25 protein-coding genes are annotated in these 21,909 nt (G+C 63.5%); 12 read left to right on the top strand and 13 right to left on the bottom strand.

Annotated elements, in window-relative coordinates:
- The first annotated feature begins 4 nt into the window (after positions 1-4).
- Positions 5-2,656, top strand: a complete 2,652-nt coding sequence (gene metH, locus B9A23_RS12885; RefSeq protein WP_084279460.1) for a methionine synthase — start codon at positions 5-7, stop codon at positions 2,654-2,656.
- Positions 2,657-2,718: 62 nt separating this feature from the next.
- Here metH and B9A23_RS12890 read toward each other — a convergent pair whose 3' ends face one another.
- Positions 2,719-2,991 carry a hypothetical protein gene (locus tag B9A23_RS12890; protein WP_084279461.1) on the bottom strand — a complete coding sequence of 91 codons (273 nt, stop codon included), beginning with the start codon at positions 2,989-2,991 and terminating at the stop codon, positions 2,719-2,721.
- 129 nt (positions 2,992-3,120) lie between these two features.
- On the bottom strand, positions 3,121-3,417 hold the full coding sequence (locus B9A23_RS12895) for a hypothetical protein (protein ID WP_084279462.1): 297 nt from the start codon (positions 3,415-3,417) through the stop codon (positions 3,121-3,123).
- 116 nt (positions 3,418-3,533) lie between these two features.
- Here B9A23_RS12895 and B9A23_RS12900 point away from each other — a divergent pair, with 116 nt between their 5' ends.
- Genes B9A23_RS12900 through recQ form a run of 3 tightly spaced genes read left to right on the top strand, consistent with a single transcriptional unit; the run spans position 3,534 to position 7,127 of the window.
- The gene (locus tag B9A23_RS12900; RefSeq protein ID WP_084279579.1) at positions 3,534-4,727 is read left to right on the top strand and encodes a cation:proton antiporter; all 1,194 of its coding nucleotides are present in this window, start codon (positions 3,534-3,536) and stop codon (positions 4,725-4,727) included.
- Between the two features lie 25 nt (positions 4,728-4,752).
- Entirely contained in the window at positions 4,753-5,274 is a 522-nt protein-coding gene (locus tag B9A23_RS12905; protein ID WP_084279463.1) for a DUF3592 domain-containing protein, read from the top strand.
- Between the two features lie 53 nt (positions 5,275-5,327).
- Positions 5,328-7,127 (top strand): DNA helicase RecQ, encoded by a 1,800-nt coding sequence (gene recQ / locus B9A23_RS12910; protein WP_176217981.1) that lies wholly within the window; start codon positions 5,328-5,330, stop codon positions 7,125-7,127.
- 42 nt (positions 7,128-7,169) lie between these two features.
- Here recQ and B9A23_RS12915 read toward each other — a convergent pair whose 3' ends face one another.
- Together B9A23_RS12915 and B9A23_RS12920 are read right to left on the bottom strand one after the other, a co-directional pair.
- A complete protein-coding gene (locus B9A23_RS12915) occupies positions 7,170-8,183 on the bottom strand; it encodes a TerC family protein (protein WP_084279464.1) in 1,014 nt (337 codons plus the stop codon).
- A 74-nt stretch (positions 8,184-8,257) separates the two neighbouring features.
- Positions 8,258-8,431 carry a DUF465 domain-containing protein gene (locus B9A23_RS12920; RefSeq protein WP_084279465.1) on the bottom strand — a complete coding sequence of 58 codons (174 nt, stop codon included), beginning with the start codon at positions 8,429-8,431 and terminating at the stop codon, positions 8,258-8,260.
- 289 nt (positions 8,432-8,720) lie between these two features.
- Between B9A23_RS12920 and B9A23_RS12925 the strand changes: the two genes are divergently transcribed.
- From B9A23_RS12925 to B9A23_RS12950, 6 genes are all read left to right on the top strand, one after another.
- Positions 8,721-9,629 carry an SPFH domain-containing protein gene (locus B9A23_RS12925; protein ID WP_084279466.1) on the top strand — a complete coding sequence of 303 codons (909 nt, stop codon included), beginning with the start codon at positions 8,721-8,723 and terminating at the stop codon, positions 9,627-9,629.
- A gap of 11 nt (positions 9,630-9,640) precedes the next feature.
- Complete coding sequence (locus B9A23_RS12930) at positions 9,641-9,853, top strand: type II toxin-antitoxin system antitoxin (protein ID WP_084279467.1); 213 nt, start codon at positions 9,641-9,643, stop codon at positions 9,851-9,853.
- Positions 9,846-10,148, top strand: a complete 303-nt coding sequence (locus tag B9A23_RS12935; protein ID WP_084279468.1) for a hypothetical protein — start codon at positions 9,846-9,848, stop codon at positions 10,146-10,148. The genes B9A23_RS12930 and B9A23_RS12935 overlap by 8 nt, the downstream gene beginning before the upstream one ends.
- Positions 10,149-10,247: 99 nt before the next feature.
- Entirely contained in the window at positions 10,248-11,243 is a 996-nt protein-coding gene (locus B9A23_RS12940) for a right-handed parallel beta-helix repeat-containing protein (RefSeq protein ID WP_084279469.1), read from the top strand.
- A gap of 50 nt (positions 11,244-11,293) precedes the next feature.
- Positions 11,294-11,623 carry a hypothetical protein gene (locus B9A23_RS12945; RefSeq protein ID WP_139797451.1) on the top strand — a complete coding sequence of 110 codons (330 nt, stop codon included), beginning with the start codon at positions 11,294-11,296 and terminating at the stop codon, positions 11,621-11,623.
- A 52-nt stretch (positions 11,624-11,675) separates the two neighbouring features.
- Positions 11,676-11,978: a hypothetical protein gene (locus B9A23_RS12950; RefSeq protein ID WP_084279471.1), complete on the top strand. Its 303-nt coding sequence runs from the start codon at positions 11,676-11,678 to the stop codon at positions 11,976-11,978.
- A gap of 4 nt (positions 11,979-11,982) precedes the next feature.
- Here the strand turns inward: B9A23_RS12950 and B9A23_RS12955 are convergent, their stop codons facing one another.
- The 3 genes from B9A23_RS12955 to B9A23_RS12965 all read right to left on the bottom strand — a co-directional run bounded on the left by B9A23_RS12955 (position 11,983) and on the right by B9A23_RS12965 (position 14,765).
- Complete coding sequence (locus B9A23_RS12955; RefSeq protein WP_254895110.1) at positions 11,983-12,825, bottom strand: AraC family transcriptional regulator; 843 nt, start codon at positions 12,823-12,825, stop codon at positions 11,983-11,985.
- A gap of 87 nt (positions 12,826-12,912) precedes the next feature.
- Positions 12,913-13,977 (bottom strand): GTP cyclohydrolase II, encoded by a 1,065-nt coding sequence (gene ribA / locus B9A23_RS12960; protein ID WP_084279473.1) that lies wholly within the window; start codon positions 13,975-13,977, stop codon positions 12,913-12,915.
- The gene (locus B9A23_RS12965) at positions 13,974-14,765 is read right to left on the bottom strand and encodes an exodeoxyribonuclease III (RefSeq protein WP_084279474.1); all 792 of its coding nucleotides are present in this window, start codon (positions 14,763-14,765) and stop codon (positions 13,974-13,976) included. The genes ribA and B9A23_RS12965 overlap by 4 nt, the downstream gene beginning before the upstream one ends.
- Positions 14,766-15,148: 383 nt before the next feature.
- On the opposite strand from B9A23_RS12965, the gene B9A23_RS22275 reads away from it, so the two are divergent.
- The gene (locus B9A23_RS22275) at positions 15,149-15,466 is read left to right on the top strand and encodes a hypothetical protein (RefSeq protein WP_139797452.1); all 318 of its coding nucleotides are present in this window, start codon (positions 15,149-15,151) and stop codon (positions 15,464-15,466) included.
- A gap of 367 nt (positions 15,467-15,833) precedes the next feature.
- On the opposite strand, the gene B9A23_RS12970 is transcribed toward B9A23_RS22275, so the two are convergent.
- Both B9A23_RS12970 and rpmG read right to left on the bottom strand, forming a co-directional pair.
- Positions 15,834-16,493, bottom strand: a complete 660-nt coding sequence (locus B9A23_RS12970) for a LolA family protein (protein ID WP_084279475.1) — start codon at positions 16,491-16,493, stop codon at positions 15,834-15,836.
- 112 nt (positions 16,494-16,605) lie between these two features.
- Positions 16,606-16,773: a 50S ribosomal protein L33 gene (gene rpmG, locus B9A23_RS12975; RefSeq protein WP_011446825.1), complete on the bottom strand. Its 168-nt coding sequence runs from the start codon at positions 16,771-16,773 to the stop codon at positions 16,606-16,608.
- A gap of 188 nt (positions 16,774-16,961) precedes the next feature.
- Between rpmG and phhA the strand changes: the two genes are divergently transcribed.
- Positions 16,962-17,900, top strand: coding sequence for a phenylalanine 4-monooxygenase (phhA, locus tag B9A23_RS12980; protein WP_254895101.1), 939 nt, complete (start codon positions 16,962-16,964; stop codon positions 17,898-17,900).
- A gap of 187 nt (positions 17,901-18,087) precedes the next feature.
- On the opposite strand, the gene B9A23_RS12985 is transcribed toward phhA, so the two are convergent.
- The 4 genes from B9A23_RS12985 to B9A23_RS13000 form a co-directional block, all read right to left on the bottom strand.
- Positions 18,088-18,372: a hypothetical protein gene (locus tag B9A23_RS12985; RefSeq protein ID WP_084279476.1), complete on the bottom strand. Its 285-nt coding sequence runs from the start codon at positions 18,370-18,372 to the stop codon at positions 18,088-18,090.
- Between the two features lie 73 nt (positions 18,373-18,445).
- Positions 18,446-18,712, bottom strand: coding sequence for a GlsB/YeaQ/YmgE family stress response membrane protein (locus B9A23_RS12990; RefSeq protein ID WP_084279477.1), 267 nt, complete (start codon positions 18,710-18,712; stop codon positions 18,446-18,448).
- 107 nt (positions 18,713-18,819) lie between these two features.
- Complete coding sequence (locus tag B9A23_RS12995) at positions 18,820-19,632, bottom strand: undecaprenyl-diphosphate phosphatase (RefSeq protein ID WP_084279478.1); 813 nt, start codon at positions 19,630-19,632, stop codon at positions 18,820-18,822.
- 77 nt (positions 19,633-19,709) lie between these two features.
- Positions 19,710-21,848, bottom strand: coding sequence for a M13 family metallopeptidase (locus B9A23_RS13000; RefSeq protein ID WP_084279479.1), 2,139 nt, complete (start codon positions 21,846-21,848; stop codon positions 19,710-19,712).
- Between the last annotated feature and the right edge of the window lie 61 nt (positions 21,849-21,909).

The following is a 21,909-nucleotide window of genomic DNA, read 5'->3' on the forward strand; positions in this document are numbered from 1 at the left end:
TTCCATGACCAATACATTTACCGGCTCGCGCTTCGTCAACGTCGGCGAACGCACCAACGTCACCGGCTCTGCCGCGTTCAAGAAGCTGATCCTCGCAGGAGATTACCCCAAGGCCGTCGAGGTCGCGCGCCAGCAGGTCGAGAACGGCGCGCAGGTGATTGACGTCAACATGGACGAGGGCCTGCTCGACGCGCTTGAGGCGATGACCACGTTCCTCAAGCTCATCGCTGCAGAGCCGGACATCGCCCGGGTGCCGGTGATGATCGACAGCTCCAAGTGGGACGTCATCGAGGCGGGTCTCAAGTGCGTTTCGGGCAAACCGATCGTCAACTCGATCAGCATGAAAGAGGGCGAGGACGCCTTCCTCCATCACGCCCGCCTGTGCATGGACTACGGCGCCGCCGTCGTCGTCATGGCCTTTGACGAGAAGGGTCAGGCCGACACCAAGGAGCGCAAGGTCGAGATCTGCGAGCGTGCCTACAAGCTGCTCGTGGGCATCGGCTTCCCGCCCGAGGACATCATTTTCGACCCCAACGTCTTCGCCGTTGCCACTGGCATCGAGGAGCATGACAACTACGGGCTCGACTTCATCGAGGCGACTCGCGAGATCAAGGCGCGCTGCCCGCACGTCCATATCTCGGGCGGCCTCTCGAACCTCTCGTTCAGCTTCCGCGGCAACGAGATCGTGCGCCGCGCGATGCACTCGGTGTTCCTCTACCACGCCATTCCGGCGGGCATGGACATGGCCATCGTCAACGCCGGCCAGCTCGATATCTACGACCAGATCGACCCGGTGCTGCGCGAAGCCTGCGAGGATGTAGTGCTCAATCGCAAGCCTGCCTCCGATGACGGCAAGACCGCGACCGAGCGCCTGATCGAACTCGCCGAAAGCTTCAAGGGCAAGGACAAGGTTGCCGAAAAGGAAGCCGAGGAATGGCGCGGCTGGGACGTCGTCCGCCGCCTTGAACACGCGCTGGTCAAGGGCATCGACGCGTTTGTCGTCGATGATACCGAAGAGGCCCGCGCCGCCATCGCTGCGCGGGGCGGTCGTCCGATCGAAGTGATCGAAGGCCCGCTGATGGAAGGCATGAACACGGTCGGCGATCTGTTCGGCTCGGGGAAGATGTTCCTGCCGCAGGTGGTGAAGTCCGCTCGCGTGATGAAGAAGGCCGTCGCCCACCTCATCCCGTTCATCGAAGCCGAGAAGGAAGCAGGTGCGAAGGCGAAGGGCCGGATCATCATGGCCACCGTCAAGGGCGACGTTCACGATATCGGCAAGAACATCGTCGGCGTTGTCCTGCAGTGCAACGGCTACGAGGTGATCGACCTTGGCGTGATGGTGCCATGGGCAACAATCCTCGACGTCGCAAAGAAGGAACAGGTCGACATGATCGGCCTGTCCGGCCTGATCACCCCCTCGCTCGACGAAATGGTCACCGTTGCCGAGGAAATGCAGCGTGCGGGCATGACCATCCCGCTGTTGATCGGTGGTGCCACCACCAGCAAGGTCCACACCGCGCTGCGCATCGATCCTGCCTATGATGGCCCGGTCGTTCACGTGCTTGATGCCAGCCGCGCTGTCGGGGTTGCCTCGCAGCTGCTGTCGGACACGCAGGCGCAAGGCTTCATCAAGGCTACCGCTGCCGACTACCAGCATGTTCGCGATGCCCGGGCAGGGAAGGGCGCCTCGAAGCTGCTCAGCCTCGAAGATGCGCGCCTCAATGCCTTCGCGCCGGACTTTTCGGAAAAGGCCCCGCCGCCCGAACAGCCCGGCCGCCATGTGTTCGAGGACTGGGACCTCACCGATTTGGTCGAATGCTTCGACTGGACGCCGTTCTTCCGCTCATGGGAACTCGCGGGCACGTACCCCGCGATCCTTGAGGACGAGATCATCGGCGAATCCGCGCGCAGCCTCTACGCCGATGCCCGCGCGATGCTGGAAAAGATCATCGCCGAGAAGTGGCTCACCGCCAAGGGCGTCGCCCAGTTCTGGCCCTGCGCCCGGGATATGAGAGAAGGGCACGGCGATGACGTGATCCTGCATCCCAACGACGACGAGCTCTCGGTGCGCCTGCCGTTCCTGCGCCAGCAGTTCATCAAGAGCCGCGGCCGCGCCAACTTCTGCCTTGCGGACTTCATCGACCCGGCGGGCGACTGGATCGGCGGCTTTGCCGTTGGCATCCACGGCATCGATGAGCACCTCGCCCGCTTCAAGGCGGATAACGACGACTATTCGGACATCCTGCTGAAGGCCTTGGCCGATCGCTTTGCCGAAGCTTTCGCCGAGCGCCTGCACCAGTATGTGCGCACCACGCTCTGGGCCTATGCGCCGGGCGAGCAACTCACCAACGAGGCTCTGATCCGCGAACAATACCGCGGCATCCGTCCGGCGCCGGGATATCCGGCCTGCCCGGACCACACGCTCAAGCCGATCCTGTTCGACCTGCTCGATGCCACCAACACCGCGGGCATTACGCTGACCGAATCGCAGGCCATGCTGCCGACCTCGGCGGTCTCGGGCTTCTACTTCTCCCATCCCGAAAGCCAGTACTTCGGCGTCGCCACCATCGGTCGCGACCAGCTCGAAGACTACGCGGGACGGCGCGGCTGGGAAGTGCCGGTCATGGAACGCTGGCTGCGGCCGAATCTCGACTAAGGCCAAACCTCCTCAAAACCCTCGTCATTGCCGCCTGCGCGGGAATGACGAGGGCCGGGGGGCTACTGCAACCGGCTCGCATCCACCCGCGACATGGCTCGCCGCCTGAGGTAATCGGCCTCCACGCCCGAAACCTCGCCCTGCCCCGCCAGCACGCCCAGCGCCGCGCCAAGCCCATGCGCCGCCAGTTCACCCAGCGCCGCGTCGGTGTCCTGCCCAAGCTCCACCGCCAGCGCCTTAAGCACCCGCGCCATCTCGGCAAATTCCACTTCGCTTTCCCACGCCGCCTTGCATTCCTCTCGCCGGACGAAGCTGTCGCGCCCTTCAATGCCCATCGAATATCTCCCGTCGCGGCGGACCGATCCGCCATGGCAGACAAGCTGTCAGGACCGGGCAAACCGGCGCTTAACCTCCGGCAACGCACCTTGCCGGACCCGCAACATGGTTAAGCGGTAATAGAACTTTCAGCCGAGTCTTACCGGAGAGGGATCGCCACGCTCCTCGATCAGCCTCGCCCGCGCGTTGGCCCGGCAGCGCAAGTAATCTGCTTCAACGTCTCGCTCGGCCAGTTCGCGCAGATGCCCAAGCGCCGCTGACAGCCCGCGTTCTGCCAGAATGCCCAGCATTGGCTCCACGGGCGTGGCAAGTTCGGCGGCCAAGGCTTTCAGCGCGCGCACCATCTCTGCAAACTCGAACTCGGTCAGGCGCGCGGATTCGTATTCTTCCTTGCGCAACAGGGCCTTGCCAAGGTCAAAGGTCATTGGCTGTCTCCTTGATGGAGGATATGGCCTTTCGGATCGATTGGACAAGCCGTCGCACCCTTGCATAGACGACGGCACTTCGGGGGATAAAGCCAGTGCCGCCAGCCGCGCCCGCCATGGGCACAACGGAAGTGTTCCTGATCGCGCTGACGATCATTCTTGCTCTGCCATATCTTGTCTGGCGGTTGCTTCGCACCGATTACTGGGCGCCCTTGGTGGTGGTGCAGATCATCGGCGGCATCCTGCTTGGCCCGGGCGTGCTCGGCGCGGCCGTTCCCGATTACTATGCCTTCGTCTTCAATGCGCAGGTGATCGGCTCGCTGAACGGTATTGCCTGGTGGGCGGTGATGATGTTCGTCTTCGTGGCCGGACTCGAACTCGATATCACCGATGCCTGGGCCAACCGCCGCGAGACGGCGATCACGGCAGCCGGTGCCCTGCTTACTCCGCTTGTCACCGGAGCGCTTGCGGCCGCCCTGTTATTGCGGACGCCCGGCTGGATCGGCCCGAATGGCAGCTACACGCAGGCAGTGCTAGGCATCGGCATGGCCTGCGCGGTCACGGCGCTGCCGATCCTTGTCCTCCTTATGGAAAAGCTCGGAATCTTCCGCGAACCCCTTGGCCAGCGCCTGCTTCGCTATGCCAGCCTCGACGACATTGCGATCTGGGGCGTCCTCGCGCTGATCCTGGTGGATTGGCACCGGGTCGAGCGGCAGGGTATCTTCCTCCTCGGCTTTGCCCTTGCTTCATGGGCCGTCCGCGCCTTGTTTCGCCGCCTGTCCGAAAACGACCGCTGGTACGTCTCGCTTATCTGGCTCGCCATGGTCGGCTTCGCTGCCGACTGGTGCGGCCTGCATTTCATGGTCGGCGCATTCCTGGCAGGCGCCGTGCTCGATGCGCACTGGTTCACCCGCGACCGGCTTGATGGCTTCCGCCAGTTCCTCCTGCTCGCCGTCATGCCCGTGTTCTTCCTCTCGACCGGCCTGCGCACCAAATGGGACGTCGGCGGTCTTGCCGTTTTTGGCGCGGCGTTACTGTTCCTTGTCGCCTCGGTCGCAGGCAAGCTTGCGGGCGTGCGCATCGCCGGTCGCGTGCTGGGATGGGCCAAGGGCGAGGCTTCGATCATCGGCTGGATGCTCCAGACCAAGGCACTGATCATGATCATCTTCGTCAACGTCCTGCTCGACAAGGGCATCGTCACCAACGAGACCTTCACCGCGCTCCTGCTGATGGCAGTGATGAGCACGATGCTGACCGTGCCGATGGTCACGCCGAAGCTGAAGGCACTGGCCAAGCCAACGGTCCATTAACGCGCTCACGCTAGAGATCGGCGGGATGGAACCCGTCGATCTCCTGATGGCAGGCGTCGCCGCTCTGGTCCTCGGCCTGTGCTGGTGCCTTTACCGCTCTGCCACGCTGCTGCGCGGCTGGCAGGTCGCGGTCGCCCACGTCTGGAGGGGCGGCTACAGTGATCTCGAACGCCTCGACGATCTCGCGCATATGCAGCAATCGATCGGTACCCTGCGCGGGTTTGACATCCGCGACGGCGAAGGCAAGCGCTGGATCGAGGACGAGGTGGTGTTCGAAACGCCCGAGGGCCAGCGCATCCACGCTCTGGTCGGCAGGCAGGTCCAACGCTCGTGGAGACCGTCGGGCGTGTTTCGTGTGTGGTATGACCGCACCGATCCGCAGCGCGTCACCGCCTATGGCCCCGGATACTGGTTCATGATGGCATTGCTCACGGTTGCCGCCCTGGCGTTCGTCTTCGCATGGGGGATAGACTGGGCCAGCACAGGCCAGCCGCCGCATTGGCTGGCCGAACTGCCAGCAGCGGAAAGTCGCGCTGCATCGCGATGATGGTCGCACTATCCGCCGTGGAATGAGCGCGCACGATCTGCCATAGCGCTCGGGTGACCTTCACCCAGACCGCATTCCCGCAATCCGAAATCCTCGATCGTCTCCACGCCGTATTCGGCTTCAATGCCTTTCGCGGCGTTCAGGCGGACGTGGTGGAGCGCGTGCTGGAGGGGTGTTCCACGCTTGCGGTCATGCCCACGGGCGCCGGCAAGTCGCTGACCTATCAACTCCCCGCGGTCATGCTGCCCGGCACTTGCGTCGTCGTCTCGCCGCTGATTGCGCTGATGCACGACCAGTTGCGCAGCGCGACTGCCAACGGCATCCGCGCCGCAACGCTGACCAGCGTCGACATGGATCGCGGCCAGACGATCGACCGATTCCTTTCCGGCGATCTCGACCTGCTTTACGTCGCCCCGGAACGCGCCAGCCAGCCGCACTTCCTCGAGATGCTCACGCGCGGCCGCGTTGCCATGTTCGCGATCGACGAGGCGCACTGCGTTTCCGAATGGGGCCACGATTTCCGCCCCGATTACCGTCTGCTGCGCCCGATGATGGACGCCTTCCCGGACGTGCCGCGCCTCGCGCTCACGGCCACGGCCGACCGTCATACCCGTGCCGACATCCTCGCCCAGCTCGGCATTCCCGAAGAGGGCCTGATCGTCGCGGGGTTTGACCGGCCCAACATCCGTTACGCCATCACCCCGCGCGACAACCCCTTGCGCCAACTGATGACGGTCATCGCTGAAAACCCTGGCCCCGGCATCGTCTATGCCCCCACCCGTGCACAGGTCGAGAAGCTCAGCCAGCAGTTGCAGGCGAGCGGCAGGCCGGTGCTGCCCTATCACGCCGGGCTCGATCCGCAGGTCCGCGCCGACAATCAGGCGCGCTTCGTCGCCTCCGAAGACATGGTCATGGTCGCCACGGTCGCCTTCGGCATGGGCATCGACAAGCCCGACGTGCGCTTCGTTGCCCATGCCGCCTGCCCCAAGTCGATCGAGAGCTACTATCAGGAAACCGGCCGCGCCGGCCGCGATGGCGATCCGTCCGTCGCGGTAATGCTGTGGGGCGCTGAAGACTTCATGCGCGCGCGGCACCGCCTTGCCGAAGTCGAGGAGCATCGCCGCGCCGGTGAGCGCACCCGCATCGATGCGCTGGCCTCGCTGGTCGAGACCCCGCACTGCCGTCGCGCGCTGCTGCTCCGCCATTTCGGCGAGAACCCGCCGCCGACCTGCGGCAATTGTGACAACTGCCTCGATGCCCCGCGCGTCACCGATGCGACAGAGGTCGCGCGCAAGCTGCTCTCGGCGGTCTATCGCACGGGCCAATCGTTCGGCTTCGGCCATGTCGAGAAAGTGCTGACCGGCGTCGCCGATGATCGCGTCACGCAGCGCGGGCACGATCAGCTCTCGGTCTTCGGCATCGTCACCGCTGATGAAGCCCCGCTCCTGCGCCCGCTTACCCGCGCTCTCCAGGCGAGGGGGGCGCTTGTGGCGACTGAGCACGGCGGGCTGGCGCTGGGCGGCGATGCGCGCACGATCCTCAAGGGGGAGGCAGACGTTCCGCTCGTTCTCATGCCCCCGAAGGAAGGGCGCTCGGCCCGGCGCCGGGGCAGTGCGGGCGGTGCGCTCAATCCGGTTGGCGATCCCCTGTTCGACGCGTTGCGCAACCTGCGCCGCGATCTGGCCCGGGAAGCCGGCGTTCCGCCCTACGTCATCTTCCACGATTCCGTCCTGCGCGAAATGGCCGCAGCAAGGCCGGCAAGCCTGACCGAACTGGGCCACATCGGCGGGGTCGGCGCGCGCAAGCTCGACGCCTATGGCGACCGCTTCCTCGAGGTCATCCGGCAGTGGTAGCCTGAAAGGAAACCCCCCTCCCGTTGCCGGGAAGGGGCCCCTTCAGTTGACAGTGCCCGGAGCGATAGTCTCTGCCGGATCGTGCAGGGGCTGGCCCCGCGTCTTGTACAGCGAGAACACCACGCCCCCTGCGATCAGGGCGAGCGTCACGCCAAGACTGAGAACCGGCGGGAACTTCTCGCCATCCAGCAGGAAATCCGAAACGAAGATCTTGCTGCCGATGAATACCAGCACGGCGGCCAGCGCATACTTGAGGTAGGCGAAGCGGTCGATCATCGCTGCCAGTGCAAAGTACAGCGCGCGCAGACCCAAGATCGCCATGATGTTCGAGGTGTAGACGATGAAGGTATCGGTGGTGATGGCGAAGATCGCCGGCACCGAATCAACCGCAAAAACCAGGTCGGCCAGATTGATCACCACCAGCGCGAGGAACAGCGGGGTGGCCGCATTGACCAGCTTGCCGGTCTTCTCGTCCGGTACCTTCACGAAGAACTTCTGGTCGTGCAGTTCCTTGGTCACGCGCATGTGCAGGCTGATCCAGCGCACGGCAGGGTTGTTGCCGATGTCGGGATCGTGGTCATTGGAAAAGAACATCTTGATGCCGGTGAACACCAGGAATGCCGCGAAGATATAGAGCACCCAGTAGGCCTGTTCGACCAGCGCCGCGCCGCCTGCAATCATCGCACCGCGCAGGAAAATGACGGCAACGATGCCCCACAGCAGCGCCCGGTACTGGTACTTGGCGGGGATCGCGAAGAAGGTGAAGATCAGGCTGATCACGAAGACGTTGTCGATCGACAGCGCCTTTTCGATGAAGAAGCCGGTGTAATACTTCATGCCCAGGTCCGCGCCCTTTTCGGCCCAGACCCACGCGCCAAACAGCAGCGCGATGGTGATGTAGAACGCGGTCAGCTTCAGCGATTCACCGATGCCCATCGCCTTGTCCTCCTTGTGGAGGACGCCAAGGTCAAACGCGGTCAGCGCGACGACGAGGCCGATGAAGGCCAGCCAGAACCACGCAGGCGTGCCGAGCCAGTCTGCAAAAAGGAATTCCATCGTTCAGACTCCAGTCCCCACCGCGCCCCATTTGCCTGACGCAATGCCCAGGGCGCAGCGGTCGTTCCTCTATTTCAGACTGTTGCCAAAGCGGCTTCAGGACGGCGCAGGAACAGCGCCGCAAGACGGGCCTTCACCGCGCTCTTCAGGCTGCGCAGACGCAGCACGTCGAGCGGGTCGCGCGCGATGCGCAGCGCTTCGTCGAGCTTCTGGTGACGCTCCATCAGGCGAAAATAACGATCGGACATTTCAAGCTCCCTAGTCGAGCAGTTGCTACGATCGGGAATGCCGAAGCCCGCGAAAGCCAGATCGGGAAGGAGGGGGAAGAGGACCCGGACCCGCTTGGCATCGGCATTACCCGATGCGGTCCGACATCACGAAGCGAACTGCCATTTGGCCAGAACGCCGCGCCAGAGGGGCCCGGTCCGCTGAAGTAATGTGGACTGATTCGGTCCAGATTGCAAGACCATCCGATTGTGCTTGCGAGCCGAACAGGATTTGATATTAATTTGATATCAGATTTAAGGGGAATCTCCGATGTCCGAGTCGAAGACACATAGCGCCAGCACCGAAACCGGCGCCTGGTCGATCAGCGGCTATCTCATGTTGATCCTGATGGTGGTGCTCGTCGTGCTGACGGGCGCGCGCGTGCTGGGCTTTGCCAGCGGCAACCCTGCGGAGGACGAGGTGCCGGGGTTCATCGCCACGATCGCCGCGCTGCCGGTCGCCATCGTATTCATCGCCTCGGGCTTCTACATGATCCAGCCCAACCAGGCGGCAGCGATCAACCTGTTCGGCTCCTATCGTGGCACGGATCGCAACCACGGCTTGCGCTGGGTCTGGCCCTGGATGACCAAGACCAAGATATCGGTACGCGCCAACAACGTCGTGTCCGAAAAGCTCAAGGTGAACGACTTGCGCGGCAACCCGATCGAGATCGCCGCCAACGTCGTGTGGCGCGTGTCCGATACGGCGCAGGCCCTGTTCGACGTGGATGACTACAAGGCCTTCGTCTTCGTTCAGATCGAAAGCGCGGTGCGCTCGATCGGTTCGCGCTATCCCTATGACGACATCGAGCATCACGAAGTCACGCTGCGTGGCCATCATGACCAGATCAACGCCGAATTGCGTACCGAACTCAACGCGCGGCTGGTTCTGGCGGGCATCACGGTCGACGAATGCGGCCTCACGCACCTTGCCTATGCGCCCGAGATTGCCGGTGCCATGCTGCGCCGTCAGCAGGCCGAGGCGGTGATCTCGGCGCGCAAGAAGCTGGTCGAAGGCGCAGTCTCCATGGTCGAGATGGCGCTGACCCAGCTTTCGGAAAAGAACGTGGTCGAACTCGATGACGAGCGCCGCGCCGCGATGGTCTCGAACCTCATGGTCGTGCTGTGTGGTGAGCGCGATACCCAGCCGGTCGTCAACACCGGCACGCTCTACCAGTAAGGCGAAGAGGCATGGCGCCGAGCCCGAAGAAGGCCTTTCCGCTGCGCATCGATCCGGCGCTCTTCGCCGCGATCGAGCGCACGGCCTCGGCCGACTTGCGCTCGGCCAATGCCCAGATCGAAGTGCTGCTGCGCGAGGCTTTGACCAGGCGCGGCGTCAAGCTCGCCGCGGCCGAGCCGGTAAAGCGCGGTCGTCCGGCGAAAACGGAGAACAGTGATGGTTGACCCACGCTACACCACCCGCCCACCCGTGGTGCACCAGCCTGCCGATGACGACGCGTGGTTTGCCCCCAAGCGTTATGGCTACGGTTCGGGCTTGCCGATCCGCTGGCAGGGATGGGCGCTTCTGGCCAGCTACATCGCGCTTCTGGGCGGGCTCAAGCTGCTGATGGACCGGGACGACGGTGTCTCGCGAGGACTGTCTTTCGGCCTGTTCGTCGCCGCCACCGCTGTTCTTGCCGTCGTGTCTGCCAGGCGCACCCGTGGCGGTTGGAAGTGGCGTTGGGGCACCTCTGACTGATCCCGTCCCTTCGGACAGGCCCTGCGCCCGAACGGGAACGCAAGGGCCTGTCAATCATTCCGCGCTACCCCGGCTACAAGAATCGCCGGGGACCTGACTATGCGCATGTACAACCCTTTTGCCTCGAGAGAGCGTCGCCACCGTGGCCAGCGCCTTGCCGTCTTCCTGCTGGGGATTGCGGTCGTCGCTGCAATTCCGGCTACGACACTCATGGCGCAGGGCCAGCGCGCACCGTATACGGTCACGGAAACCGGTCGTGCCTTTCCCGCCCTGCAGCAGGCCGTCGATGCCATTGGCGAAGGCTCGGGCACGATCAGCATAGAGCCGGGTACCTATCGCGACTGCGCGGTGCAGCAGGCCGGCGATGTTGCCTTCATCGCGCAAGTCCCGGGCAAGACGATCTTCGATGGCGCAGCCTGCGAAAGCAAGGCGACGCTGGTCGTGCGCGGCCGCTCGACCCGGGTCGAAGGTCTTATCTTCCAGAACGTGCGCGTGCCCGATGCCAACGGCGCGGGCATCCGTCTCGAGCGCGGCAATCTGACCGTGCGCCAGACCTGGTTCCGTGACAGCGAGCAGGGCATCCTTTCGGCTGACGATCCCACCGGCGCAGTCCTGATCGAGAAGTCGACCTTCTCGCGCCTGGGCCGCTGCGATCGCGGCCTGTCGTGTGCACACTCTGTCTATTTCGGTGATTACGGCAGCGTCACCATCCGCCGTAGCCGGTTCGAGGCCGGGCGGGGCGGGCACTACGTCAAGAGCCGCGCTGGCCGCGTCGAGGTCACCCAATCGAGCTTCGACGATTCCGCGGGCCGCACCACCAACTACATGATCGATCTGCCCGCCGGCGCTACCGGGCGCATTGCCGACAACGTGTTCGTGCAGGGGCAGGACAAGGAAAACTACAGCGCCTTCATCGCCGTCGCCGCCGAAGGGCGCACGCATTCCTCGTCCGGCCTTGCCATCACCGGAAACGACGCGCGCTTCGCCCCCGGCGTCAGGCGCTCGTCGGCCTTCGTTGCCGACTGGTCCGGCGATGCGCTTTCACTCGGCGCTAATGCCCTCGGCACTGGCCTGACCCGCTTCGAAAAGCGCTGAGGGTTGGCCTTGAGAGGCAAAATGCCTATCTGATGCAGGTGCATAGCGCATTGCTCCTGAAATTGGGCACGCGGTTCTGGGCCTTCCTGCTGGCCCTGACCGTGCTTACCCACGCGGTGGCGCCGTTCGAGGCGCCGGCCACGGTGCGCCATGGCTCTGCGTTCAGCGCGGTCACGGCCGAGACTGCCGTCGCGCCGCAGCAGCGCGTTGCCGTGCAGCGGGCCGTGGTGCCGCTGGCGCCACCGCCAATGCTGGCTTTCGCAGCCTTCCAGCCGCTGAATGTTGTTGCCCCGGCTCGCTTCTGGCCACCGCAGACCGCTCCACCCGCACCACTGCCGCTGGCCTATCGTCCAGCACCAAGAGCGCCGCCGCTTTCCTGACAATGCCGCTTGCGCCTCTGGCGCCAATCAAACGCATTTCAGGAATACCAAGATGGCAAACACTTCCACGATCGCGTCGGCTGTCGACGCGCGCCGCGCCCACGTCGAGGCGCTCCTCGCCGCTTACCCGGATGTCACGCCCGAAGAACGGCAGATGCTGGTCAACTGGTTCCGCTCCGAAGCCAGCGCGCTCGATGTCGCGCTGGTCGCCAGCAACCCGGCTGCAGAACGCGGTTATCGCCGCTTTCGCGAAGAACACGTCGACCGCTTTTCGGTCCGCGACATGATCTGGGCACTGGCGTTCTCGGCCATAGTTGCCGCCGCCGTCATGCTGATCGTCTGGCGCGCTGCGTGAAAGATCAGGCGAGCGGCAGGTAAAGTTCGGTCACCGCCTCGTGCAACGGTACGTCAGGGTAGAAGCTGACGCGCCGTACGAAGGGCGGATGGTCGTGCGTTTCTTCGCCGGTCGCCGGAAGCCATTGCCCGTAGAGAAAATCGAAGCCCGGCGCGAGATTGTCCGATTGACCGATCTGGACGATCCGCGCCGCGCGCATTGCCGGAATCGTCCAGGTCGAAAATCCGTCAGCTTCGATGGGACGCGGCGTCGCAACTCCAAGCAGCATGTGGAAGTCATCGGCGGGCGTGGTAATCGGATCGACCGGGAAGAGGTTGAACGTGTCGCAAACTTCCGGCGGCAGGCGATGTGCGCGTCGGAAAGCCACAAATTGCTGTACCGTCGCGCCGATCAGTGCCGGTGCACCGCGGTGCTCGAACGTAAGCAACCGCGTTTCCGGAAAGTCCACGATTTCGACGTCGGAAGACTGGAAGTGTTCTTGCATGTGTTCGCTCCTGAGGCGGTTTAGACGGTCCACGAGCGTGTCCAGCGCCTGCCAGTCCGGACTGGTCCTGAATGCGCTTGGCGTCTGGCCAAGAAGGCTGCGAAAGGCGCGGGCAAATGCTTCGTTGCTGCCATAGCCTGCATCGAGGGCAATGGCGGTCACGGTTTCTCCGGGACGATGTGCAAGTCGCATCGCTGCCCGCCGCAACCGCGTCTGCCGCTGGTATTCTCCAACGCCCACGCCCAGCAGCGCCGAGAACTGCCGCTGGAAATGGAATGGTGAGAACGCCGCAACGGCCGCCAGTTCATCAACGCCCAGATGCTCGTGCCCTTGGGCATCAATATGATCGAGCACGCGGCGCATACGGGCCAAATAACGTGTAAGGTGCTGGTTGCCCATGGTGCTCCGGCATGCCCCATGCTTTGCGCCCGTGCCCGACCGGAAATGCGCTTATCGCAGCAAATGACCTGTCCGGTCCCGCTTCGTGTCGAGATAGCGCTGGTTGTGGGGGTTGGCGGGGAGCTGATGTGCTACGCGCTCCGTCACCTCCACTCCCAATGCCTGCAGGGTCGCAACCTTCTGCGGGTTGTTGGTCAGCAAGCGGACCCTGCGCACGCCGAGCAGGTCGAGCATCCGTGCCGCCACGGGAAAGTCGCGCGCTTCGCTCGGCAAGCCGAGGCGCTCGTTGGCGTCGACTGTGTCAAAGCCCTGGTCCTGCAGTTCATAGGCGCGCAGCTTGTTGATCAGGCCGATGCCCCTGCCTTCCTGCCGCAGGTAGAGCAACACGCCCCAGCCGCCCGCATTGGCTTCCTCGGCCATGCGGGCAAGGGCGGCATCAAGCTGCGGGCCGCAATCGCATTTCAGGCTGCCGAGGATATCTCCGGTCAGGCACTCGCTGTGCAGCCGTACCACCGGCTCGCGCTCGCTGGTCTGCGTGCCGATCACCAGCGCCACATGCTCGCGCAAGTCGTCGCGTGCACGAAACGCCACGATCTCGGCATGTTCGCACGCATGGACCGGCAGGCGGGCGCGGGCCTGGATGGTCAGGTTCAGCGGGTCCTTGAATGCCGCGAGGTCTCCAGTCGAAACTTCTGCGGCAATCTCCACCCCGGTCGAGACCAGAAAAGCGGGGAGGATGCCGGCCAGCCGCGCCATGTCCATTGCGGCGACAGCCGCGTCATGCGCCTCGATCGGGTCGGCCTTGAACGGTCCGCGCAACGGACTGCCAAGGTCTTGCGCCGGGTCTGCCAGATTGCGTGCGGAGTTCAGGCTGAACGGTTCCGCGCCATGGATCATAACCGGCGCTTCCGGCACGGCGGCATCGCGCTGGTTGGCAAGCTTGAGCGTCGCGGCGCGGGCGGCGGAGATGAGCAGGCGCGCAGCATAGATGCCCGGCTGCACGAAGGCGGTCTCTGCAGGCAGCAAATCGAGCGCGCCGTCCACGCCGGTCACGCGGATCGCCCAGCCGTGGCGCAGTGCGTCGAGCGCTCTTGCTACATTTCTGGATTCGCTCACAAATCCAGCTCGGTGATCAGCGGAATGTGGTCCGAAGGCTGCTCCCACTTGCGCGTTTCCTCCACGAAGCGGTGCGAGCGCGTCTGCGCGGCGGCTTCAGGCGAGGCCCACATATGGTCGAGCCTGCGGCCCTGGTCCTTGGCGCGCCAGTAGGAGCGGTAGGACCACCACGAGTAATTGCGCTCGGGCGCAGGGATATGCTTGCGGCCAAGATCGACCCAGCCATGGGCATCGGCAAAGCGCTGCAGCGTCTCGACCTCGATGGGCGTGTGGCTGACGACCTTGAGCAGCGCCTTGTGGTCGTAGACGTCGCATTCCAGCGGGGCGATGTTGAAATCGCCGGTGATCAGCGTCGGGCGCTCGATCTTCTCGGCCCAGCGGGTCATGCGCTCGAGGAAGTCGAGCTTCTGGCCGAACTTGGGGTTCACCTCGCGGTCGGCCACGTCGCCGCCTGCGGGGATATAGACGTTCTCGACGATCAGCCCGTTGCCCGGCCCCAGCAGTTCGACGCCGATGTGCCGCGCCTCGCCATTGTCCTGCCAGTCATGCTTGCTGAAATCGCGGAACGGGATGCGGCTGACGGTGGCGACGCCGTGATAGCCCTTCTGCCCATGGACCGCGCGGTGGGTGTAGCCGAGCTTCTCGAACACCTCGTGTGGAAACAGGTTCTCCGGCGTCTTGATCTCCTGCAGGCACAGCACATCAGGCGATTCCTGCGTGAGAAAGCGTTCAACCTGATCGGCGCGCAAGCGGACCGAATTGATGTTCCATGTGGCAACCGAGATCATGGCGCTGCTTTAGGGTTGCAGGGGGGCGATTGCTAGATGGGATGTGGGGGTGGGCTATCCGGTTGTCCCCTCGCACGTCATGCTGCACTCGTTTCAGTATCCATTTGCGGCATAAAACGGATGTCGAATAGGGAGAGATGGACCTTGAAACTAGTTCAGGGTGACGTGCTTTAGTCTCTGGCATCCACAACGCTAGTTAAACATTTGATGATTTATCGATTCGTGTAATTTGATTGCTGGAGGCCGAAACCATGGTCCGTAGCCTTGTCATACTTTTACTCGGTTTAGCGTCGGCTCCAGCCGTTGCCTGTCTTCCGCCTCCTCCAGGATACGTCGGGCCTCCACCGCTGACGGTGGATCAAACAGCGGCGTCAGTCTTCCGCATGTCAGAAACGATTGTTTACGGCGAACTCTCGAGTGAAGCCTATTATGGTCAGCCCGGGAAGTTTCGTGTTCTCCGCTCTTTTAAAGGACGATTGCACGCGGGCAGTCAGGTCAAAATTCAGCCGAGTTGGGGATTCGATCCCCCTATGTGCGCTGGAATGATTGGTGGCCCACTGCCGGTTCCACGGGGTGCGAAAGGGGTCTTTGCGTGGACTGGCGAACCAGAACTCAAATGGGTCTCGGACGAGATCTTTGCTTCAATGGTGAAGCAAGGATTGATCGGGTCATCAAAGAAGAAACAACGAAAAAGGTCGTGACTGTCGTCAATCCAATGAGAAACGGAAAACCCTCGGACCGGGGGCATTGGTCCGAGGGTTCCATTTGCGTTCGTCACGCTTGGCGAGGAGGTCTCCAGGAGACCGGGCAACAGGGGGGAAACCCGCCTCGACCGCCTCGTCGAACACCGTTCTAGGCCCGCTTCGCTTGCGCCCCGATGAACGGTGTCTGCAAGTTTGTCGCAGCTTGTCGCAAGGGGCGAACGGTTGGCGGATGAGGCGAAGGTCTGAGGCGACGGGCGGTGATCGCGCGCGAAAACCCTTTCATGAAGCGGCTGCCGCCCCGGAATTGATCCGGGGTCTCGGCTCAAGGCCGGGGTGACGAAATACCGGTTGGAAGGGTCAAGACTTAGCGCGTCACCGGACGACGCGGGTCGGTCCACTTGAACGTCTTGTCGTCAACCGCGACGCCATATTGCTGGCCCGAAAGGCGCACGGTGGTGCGCTTGTTCTGCGAATCCAGCGCAACCCACGAATCGAGCTGCAGGCCGCCCGGCGCGCCGGCATTGCGCACGAAGATCATCGTGATCGTGCCGTATTCGGGATGCTTGGGATCGCGCACCTGCAGGCTGATCACGCCCGGATCACCGGTCGGCAACTGCTTGGCGAAGCGGGCGACGTCCTTGTTCGGATCGAGCAGTGCGCCCAGCGGGCTGTTGCTGATCGGCCAGCGCTGCACCTGGCGCACTTCATAGTCGATCATGGTCAGCGCCTTGCCGTCGCCCACGATCAGCAGGGGCACGCCCTTCTGGTACTGGAAGCGGATCTTGCCGGGGCGCTTGAGGGTGAGCACGCCTGAAACGCTCTGGCCCGAGCGATCGGTCTGCACGAAGTTGGCGCGCAGCGTCGAGATGCCGCGCAGGGCGGAGACAGCGCGTTCGATGTCGGAGGACTGCGCCTGCGCAACAGTCGGCGCGGCGAGCATCGCGGGCGTGGCCGCAGCGAGCCCAAGCGAAAGGGCCGCCAATGGACGGCCCATCTTGCGAATCGAGGTCTTGATCTTGTTCATCGCCGTTCCTTGAAGTGTCGGCGTTGAACTCGCCGTGAACCGCCCCGGTTCCCATATCTGGCTTTCCAGAAATGGCGGGGCGGGCTTCACGGGTAAAGCGCGAAAAGCGCTATTACTTGATCTTCGCTTCCTTGAACTCGACGTGCTTGCGCACGACCGGGTCATACTTGCGGAAGGTCATCTTCTCGGTCGTGTTGCGGGGATTCTTCTTGGTCACGTAGAAGAAGCCGGTGTCAGCGGTCGAGACCAGACGGATCTTGACGGTGGTGGGCTTTGCCATGGCTCTATCCTGAACTTTCGCGCGCGAAACTGAAAACGAATGTGGCGGCGCGTTTCCACGCCGCCGTCACAGGGTCGGGCCGTTGGGGGAGAATCGGGGCAAAGTCAAGCGAGGAGAGACTCATTGCGCAATTTGCCGGTAGGTGCAGATCGTGCTACTGGTTGCATAAGAAACCAGATTGAGAGACGATGACCGCTCCCGCCAACCTGACCACCGATTTCACGCGCCTGCCCGAGATGCCCGACGGTGTCTATACCGCGCCGCTCAAGCGTCCCGGGCGCGTGGGCGAAGACTGGCTGGAGCCGGCGCAGCGTGCGTACACGGCGGACGAGCATGACATCTGGGACGAGCTTTTCGCGCGGCAGATGGAAGTGCTGCCGGGCCGGGCCTGCACCGCTTTCCTCGAGGGGCTGGAACGGCTCGACCTTGGCCGTGGCGGCGTGCCGGATTTCGCCCGCCTGTCCGATGAACTGGGCGCGTTGACCGGGTGGAGCGTGGTGCCCGTGCCGATGCTGATTCCCGATCACGTGTTCTTCTGGCACCTCGCCAACCGGCGCTTCCCGGCGGGGAACTTCATCCGCACGCGCGAGACTTTCGACTATATCCAGGAGCCTGACGTCTTTCACGACGTGTTCGGCCACGTGCCGATGCTGACTGACCCGACTTATGCCGACTATATGCAGGAGTATGGCCGCGCCGGCTGGAAGGCGATGCGGTATAACCGCCTGAAATCATTGGGCGCGCTCTACTGGTATACGGTGGAGTTCGGGCTGGTGATGGAAGGGGGCGAACCTCGCGTCTATGGCGCAGGCATCCTGTCCGGGCCGGCCGAGGCGGTCTTCGCGCTCGAGGCGCAGTCGCCCAATCGCATCATGCTCAACGTCGACCGGGTAATGCGCACAGATTACGTGATAGACGACCTGCAGCCGACCTACTTCGTGATCGAGAGCTTTGCCGATCTCTATCACCAGACGGTCGAACGCGATTTTGACCGGCTCTATCGCGGGCTTGGCGCCGGGTTCACCTATGCCAACACCGCGGTGATCGATGTCGACGACGTGTTGCATCGGGGTACGCTGGAGTATCATCTGCGCGGAGGCAGGGGCTCGGGCGCATCGCCGGTCTGAACGTCAAGGTGAAGGGCAGGTCCGGCATAGGTCGGGCATAGGTGCGGCATGGGTCGGCGGCAGGTTGGCCCGGCGGAGCAGATGGTCGTCGCGAGGTTTCGGCAATGTTTTCGTCGCGCACGAAAAAGCCCGGCGCCTTCCAGGGTGCGCCGGGCTCCTTCGGCCTAAAGGCGGAGAAGATTCCGGATCAGCCCGGGGTCTTGTCCATCTTGTCAGCCTGATCTTCCATCGCGTCGGCCTTCTTTTCGCCGGTTTCGCGAACGGCGTCAGCCTTGGCTTCCATGGCGTCTTCCGAGGCGCCGCCCATGGCGTCAGCCTTGTCTTCCATCGCGTCAGCCGCAGCTTCCGACGACTGGCGCACGGCGTCAGCCTGGTCTTCGGCGGCGTTTTCCTGCTTGCTGTCGCAAGCCGAGAGGCCGAAGCCCATGGCCAGAACCGATGCCATCATGGCGCCCTTGAAAATTGCCTTCATGTCAGTCCCCTTCAGGTATGGAGAAGGCGGCCCTTGCGAACCGCCTTCCGGGTTGGTGATCAGTTGATCAGGATTAACGAACCGAACCGCGACGAACGAGGTTCACGATCGCCAGCAGGATCAGCGCGCCGAGGAACGAAACGATCAGCGTACCGGCCGAAATGCCGTCGGTGATCGAACCGCCGCCGATCAGCGGAGCGAGCAGGAAGCCGCCGAGCAGCGCGCCGACGATGCCGACCACGATGTTCAGGAAGATGCCCTGCTGGGCGTCAGTGCGCATGACGATGCTGGCCAGCCAGCCGAGAATGCCGCCGACGATAAGAAGAACGATAAGGCCCATGATTGTGTACCCCTTTGAAGTGCTGTTGCCGGTAGAAAGCCCGACCAGTCACTTGGTTCCGCGTTTGCGGCAGGGTGTTTTTCAAGACCTTGTAATTGTCGTTTAACTTAGCGCAGTCCCAGCCAGATCAGCGCCACCGATCCCGCGACTATGCGATACCACGCAAACGGCTTGAATCCCGAGCGGCTGACATACGCGACGAACATGCGGATCACCGCCAGTGCGACGACGAACGACACGGCAAAGCCGATGGCGATTTCGGTCCAGCCCACGCCCATCGTGCCGGCCATCACGGCATCGCGATTGTCGAGCAGTTCGAGCGTGGTTGCACCGAGCATGGTGGGGATTGCGAGGAAGAAGCTGAATTCCGCCGCGGTGCGCCGTTCGATGCCCATGGCAAGCGCGCCCATGATCGTGGCGCCTGAACGGCTCACGCCGGGAACCATCGCGAGACACTGCGCCAGGCCGACGCCGAGCGCCTGGCGCACCGGCAATTCGCCGATACCGGTCAGTTCGCCGGTCTTCGCACGCTTTTCGATAAACAGGATGGCGATGCCACCGACGATCAGCGCCCAGCACACCACGGCGGGGCTGCCCAGCAGTACGTCGATGTACTTCTTGAGCGCAAGGCCGAGGACGGCAGAGGGGATGAAGGCAGTGAGCAGGTTGCGCAGGAAGCGCAGCGACATCGGGTTGAGCTTGAGCAGGCCCATGCCCACGGCCCAGAACGTGCGCCAGTACTGGACCACGACCGCGAGGATCGCACCCAGCTGGATCACGACGTTGAACATCGCCCACTGGTGTGCGTCATAGCCGAACAGTTCGGTCGCAAGGATGAGGTGCCCGGTCGAGGAGACCGGAAGGAACTCGGTAAGCCCCTCGACGATGCCAAGCAGGATGGCGGTAACGATCGTGTCCATGGCCGCAGGGGTTCGCCGCAGCGCAGCATCAAGTCAAGCAAAAGACCTCTGCGCTGCGGCGATTAGGCGTGGACGAGTTACCAGATGCGGATGCGCTGCTCTGGCGGAAGGTAGAGCGCATCGGTAGGCTTGACGCCGAATGCCTTGTACCATTCGTCGAAGTTGCGAACGATGCCATTGACGCGATAGGCCGCTGGCGAATGCGGATCGGTCTCGAGCCGATCACGCGCAGCAGCTTCGCGCGCCTTGAAGCGCCACGCCTGCGCCCAGGCCATGAAGAAGCGCTGTTCGCCGGTCATGCCTTCGATCACCGGCGCGGGCTTGCCGTTCAGCGACAGCTTGTAGGCGCGCAGGGCGAGGCTGAGGCCACCCAGATCGCCGATGTTCTCGCCCAGCGTCAGCGTGCCGTTGATGCAGGCCTTGCCGCTGCTGCTCTGTTCGTCAAACGGACAGAAGGCATCGTATTGTGCGACCAGGCGGCTCGTGAGCTTGTTGAAGGCGGCGCGATCGGCATCGGTCCACCAGTTGCGCAGGTTGCCTGCGCCATCGGACTTCGAGCCCTGATCGTCGAAGCCGTGGCCCATCTCGTGCCCGATCACCGCGCCGATCGCACCATAGTTCACGGCCGGATCGGCCGAGAGGTTGAAGTAGGGCGGCTGCAGGATCGCGGCGGGGAAGACGATTTCATTGCGGGTGGGCGAGTAATAGGCGTTCACCGTTTGCGGCAGCATGCCCCATTCGGTCTTGTCCACGGCCATGCCGATGCGCGGCATGTCGTAGTTCTGCGCCCAAGTCTTGGCGGCGATGGCATTGGCCAGCGGCGTGGTAGGCGAAAGCTGCAGACCGTCGTAGGTCTTGTACTTGTCGGGGTAGCCGATTTTGGGGGTGAAGGCGGCGAGCTTGGCTTCGGCTTCCTTGCGCGTTGCCGGGCTCATCCACGCAAGGTCCGAAAGGTTTGCCGCCATGGCCTTGCGCAAGTTGCCGACCAAAGCTTCCATCGCGGTCTTGTTCTGCGCGGGGAACCACTTTTCGGCATAGGCCTTGCCGACCAGTTCGCCGATCTGGCTTTCGGTGGCGGCAATGCCGCGCTTCCAGCGCGGCTCGTCCACCGGCTGGCCGCGCAGGACCTTGCCATAGAAGGCAAAGCGCGCGTCATCGATCGCCGTGGGCAGCACGGCGGAATAGTTGGTGAGGAAGCGGACCGTGGCCCATGCCTTCCAGGCATCGATCGGTTCGCTGCTGACCAGTGCGGCGATGGCGGGCACGCCCCCACCCAGCTTCGCCGCCATTTCAGGGGTATATTCGGCAGCCTTCAGTTCATCTGCCGAGGGTGGCATCTGCGAGATGATCAGCGAATCGACGTTCTTTGCGCCGGCTTTTTCGAGCAGGGTATCAAGCGGCAATCCGCCAAGCGCCGCGCGTGCCTCGGTGAGAGACAGCTTGTTGTAGGTGAGGTCACGGTTGCGCCCCAGCGCGCGGTCCCAATGCGCCTCGGCAATCTTGCGTTCGAGATTGTAGACCGCCTGCGCGCTCGCTGCCGGGGCCTTGTCTCCCGCCTGCGCCAGGGCGAACGTCAGCCACGCCATGTACTGCTTGCGGATCTCGATGTTGCGGGGGGTGTCGACGAGATAGTAATTGCGATCGGGCAGGCCGAGCCCAGCTGTCGACATCTGCAGCGCATAGCGACCGCTGTCCTTGGCGTCGGGATTGAGAAAGAAGGAAATCGGCGATTCGAAGGCGGGGTCTGCGAACAGCGCGGCAAGGTCTTGCGCGTTGCGGGCCGCGGCGATGCGGCCAAGCCAGGGCTGTGCCGGGGCCAGCCCTGCGGCGTTGATTGCCTGGACATCCATGAAAGCGCCATAGGCGGCGGCGATGCGCGCAGTGTCTGATCCGGCCGGAGCCTTCGCCGCGAGCGACTCATCCATCAGCATGCGCAGACGGTCGCGCGAAACGTCGCTAAGGATATTCATCATCCCGTAGGTCGACTTGTCGGCGGGGATCTCGGTCTCGCGCAGCCAGGTGCCGTTGACGTAGGCCATGAAGTCGTTGCCGGGACGAACGGACTTGTCCATCCATCCGGTCTGCAACCCGGCCCCGGGGAATGCGGTGTCGGCGGCCGTCCGGGTAGCGGTGGCGGTGGCTGTCTCGGCACTTACGGCAGCGGCGACGGCAAGCGAACACGCGCCTGCAAGAAGGCAGGCAAACAGGCGATTCATTATTGGCGATCCTGACCGGTTACTAATGTTACCGGGTCAATTGCCGCGCCGGGACCGTTTG

Source organism: Novosphingobium sp. B1, assembly GCF_900176395.1.
Lineage (GTDB): Bacteria > Pseudomonadota > Alphaproteobacteria > Sphingomonadales > Sphingomonadaceae > Novosphingobium.

Coding starts and splice junctions, on each gene's coding strand:
- metH (WP_084279460.1), top strand. CDS start 5: ATGACCAATACATTTACCGGCTCGCGCTTCGTCAACGTCGGCGAACGC.
- B9A23_RS12890 (WP_084279461.1), bottom strand. CDS start 2,991: ATGGGCATTGAAGGGCGCGACAGCTTCGTCCGGCGAGAGGAATGCAAG.
- B9A23_RS12895 (WP_084279462.1), bottom strand. CDS start 3,417: ATGACCTTTGACCTTGGCAAGGCCCTGTTGCGCAAGGAAGAATACGAA.
- B9A23_RS12900 (WP_084279579.1), top strand. CDS start 3,534: ATGGGCACAACGGAAGTGTTCCTGATCGCGCTGACGATCATTCTTGCT.
- B9A23_RS12905 (WP_084279463.1), top strand. CDS start 4,753: ATGGAACCCGTCGATCTCCTGATGGCAGGCGTCGCCGCTCTGGTCCTC.
- B9A23_RS12915 (WP_084279464.1), bottom strand. CDS start 8,183: ATGGAATTCCTTTTTGCAGACTGGCTCGGCACGCCTGCGTGGTTCTGG.
- B9A23_RS12920 (WP_084279465.1), bottom strand. CDS start 8,431: ATGTCCGATCGTTATTTTCGCCTGATGGAGCGTCACCAGAAGCTCGAC.
- B9A23_RS12925 (WP_084279466.1), top strand. CDS start 8,721: ATGTCCGAGTCGAAGACACATAGCGCCAGCACCGAAACCGGCGCCTGG.
- B9A23_RS12930 (WP_084279467.1), top strand. CDS start 9,641: ATGGCGCCGAGCCCGAAGAAGGCCTTTCCGCTGCGCATCGATCCGGCG.
- B9A23_RS12935 (WP_084279468.1), top strand. CDS start 9,846: ATGGTTGACCCACGCTACACCACCCGCCCACCCGTGGTGCACCAGCCT.
- B9A23_RS12940 (WP_084279469.1), top strand. CDS start 10,248: ATGCGCATGTACAACCCTTTTGCCTCGAGAGAGCGTCGCCACCGTGGC.
- B9A23_RS12950 (WP_084279471.1), top strand. CDS start 11,676: ATGGCAAACACTTCCACGATCGCGTCGGCTGTCGACGCGCGCCGCGCC.
- B9A23_RS12955 (WP_254895110.1), bottom strand. CDS start 12,825: ATGCGCCGCGTGCTCGATCATATTGATGCCCAAGGGCACGAGCATCTG.
- B9A23_RS12965 (WP_084279474.1), bottom strand. CDS start 14,765: ATGATCTCGGTTGCCACATGGAACATCAATTCGGTCCGCTTGCGCGCC.
- B9A23_RS22275 (WP_139797452.1), top strand. CDS start 15,149: ATGTCAGAAACGATTGTTTACGGCGAACTCTCGAGTGAAGCCTATTAT.
- B9A23_RS12970 (WP_084279475.1), bottom strand. CDS start 16,493: ATGAACAAGATCAAGACCTCGATTCGCAAGATGGGCCGTCCATTGGCG.
- rpmG (WP_011446825.1), bottom strand. CDS start 16,773: ATGGCAAAGCCCACCACCGTCAAGATCCGTCTGGTCTCGACCGCTGAC.
- phhA (WP_254895101.1), top strand. CDS start 16,962: ATGACCGCTCCCGCCAACCTGACCACCGATTTCACGCGCCTGCCCGAG.
- B9A23_RS12985 (WP_084279476.1), bottom strand. CDS start 18,372: ATGAAGGCAATTTTCAAGGGCGCCATGATGGCATCGGTTCTGGCCATG.
- B9A23_RS12990 (WP_084279477.1), bottom strand. CDS start 18,712: ATGGGCCTTATCGTTCTTCTTATCGTCGGCGGCATTCTCGGCTGGCTG.
- B9A23_RS12995 (WP_084279478.1), bottom strand. CDS start 19,632: ATGGACACGATCGTTACCGCCATCCTGCTTGGCATCGTCGAGGGGCTT.
- B9A23_RS13000 (WP_084279479.1), bottom strand. CDS start 21,848: ATGAATCGCCTGTTTGCCTGCCTTCTTGCAGGCGCGTGTTCGCTTGCC.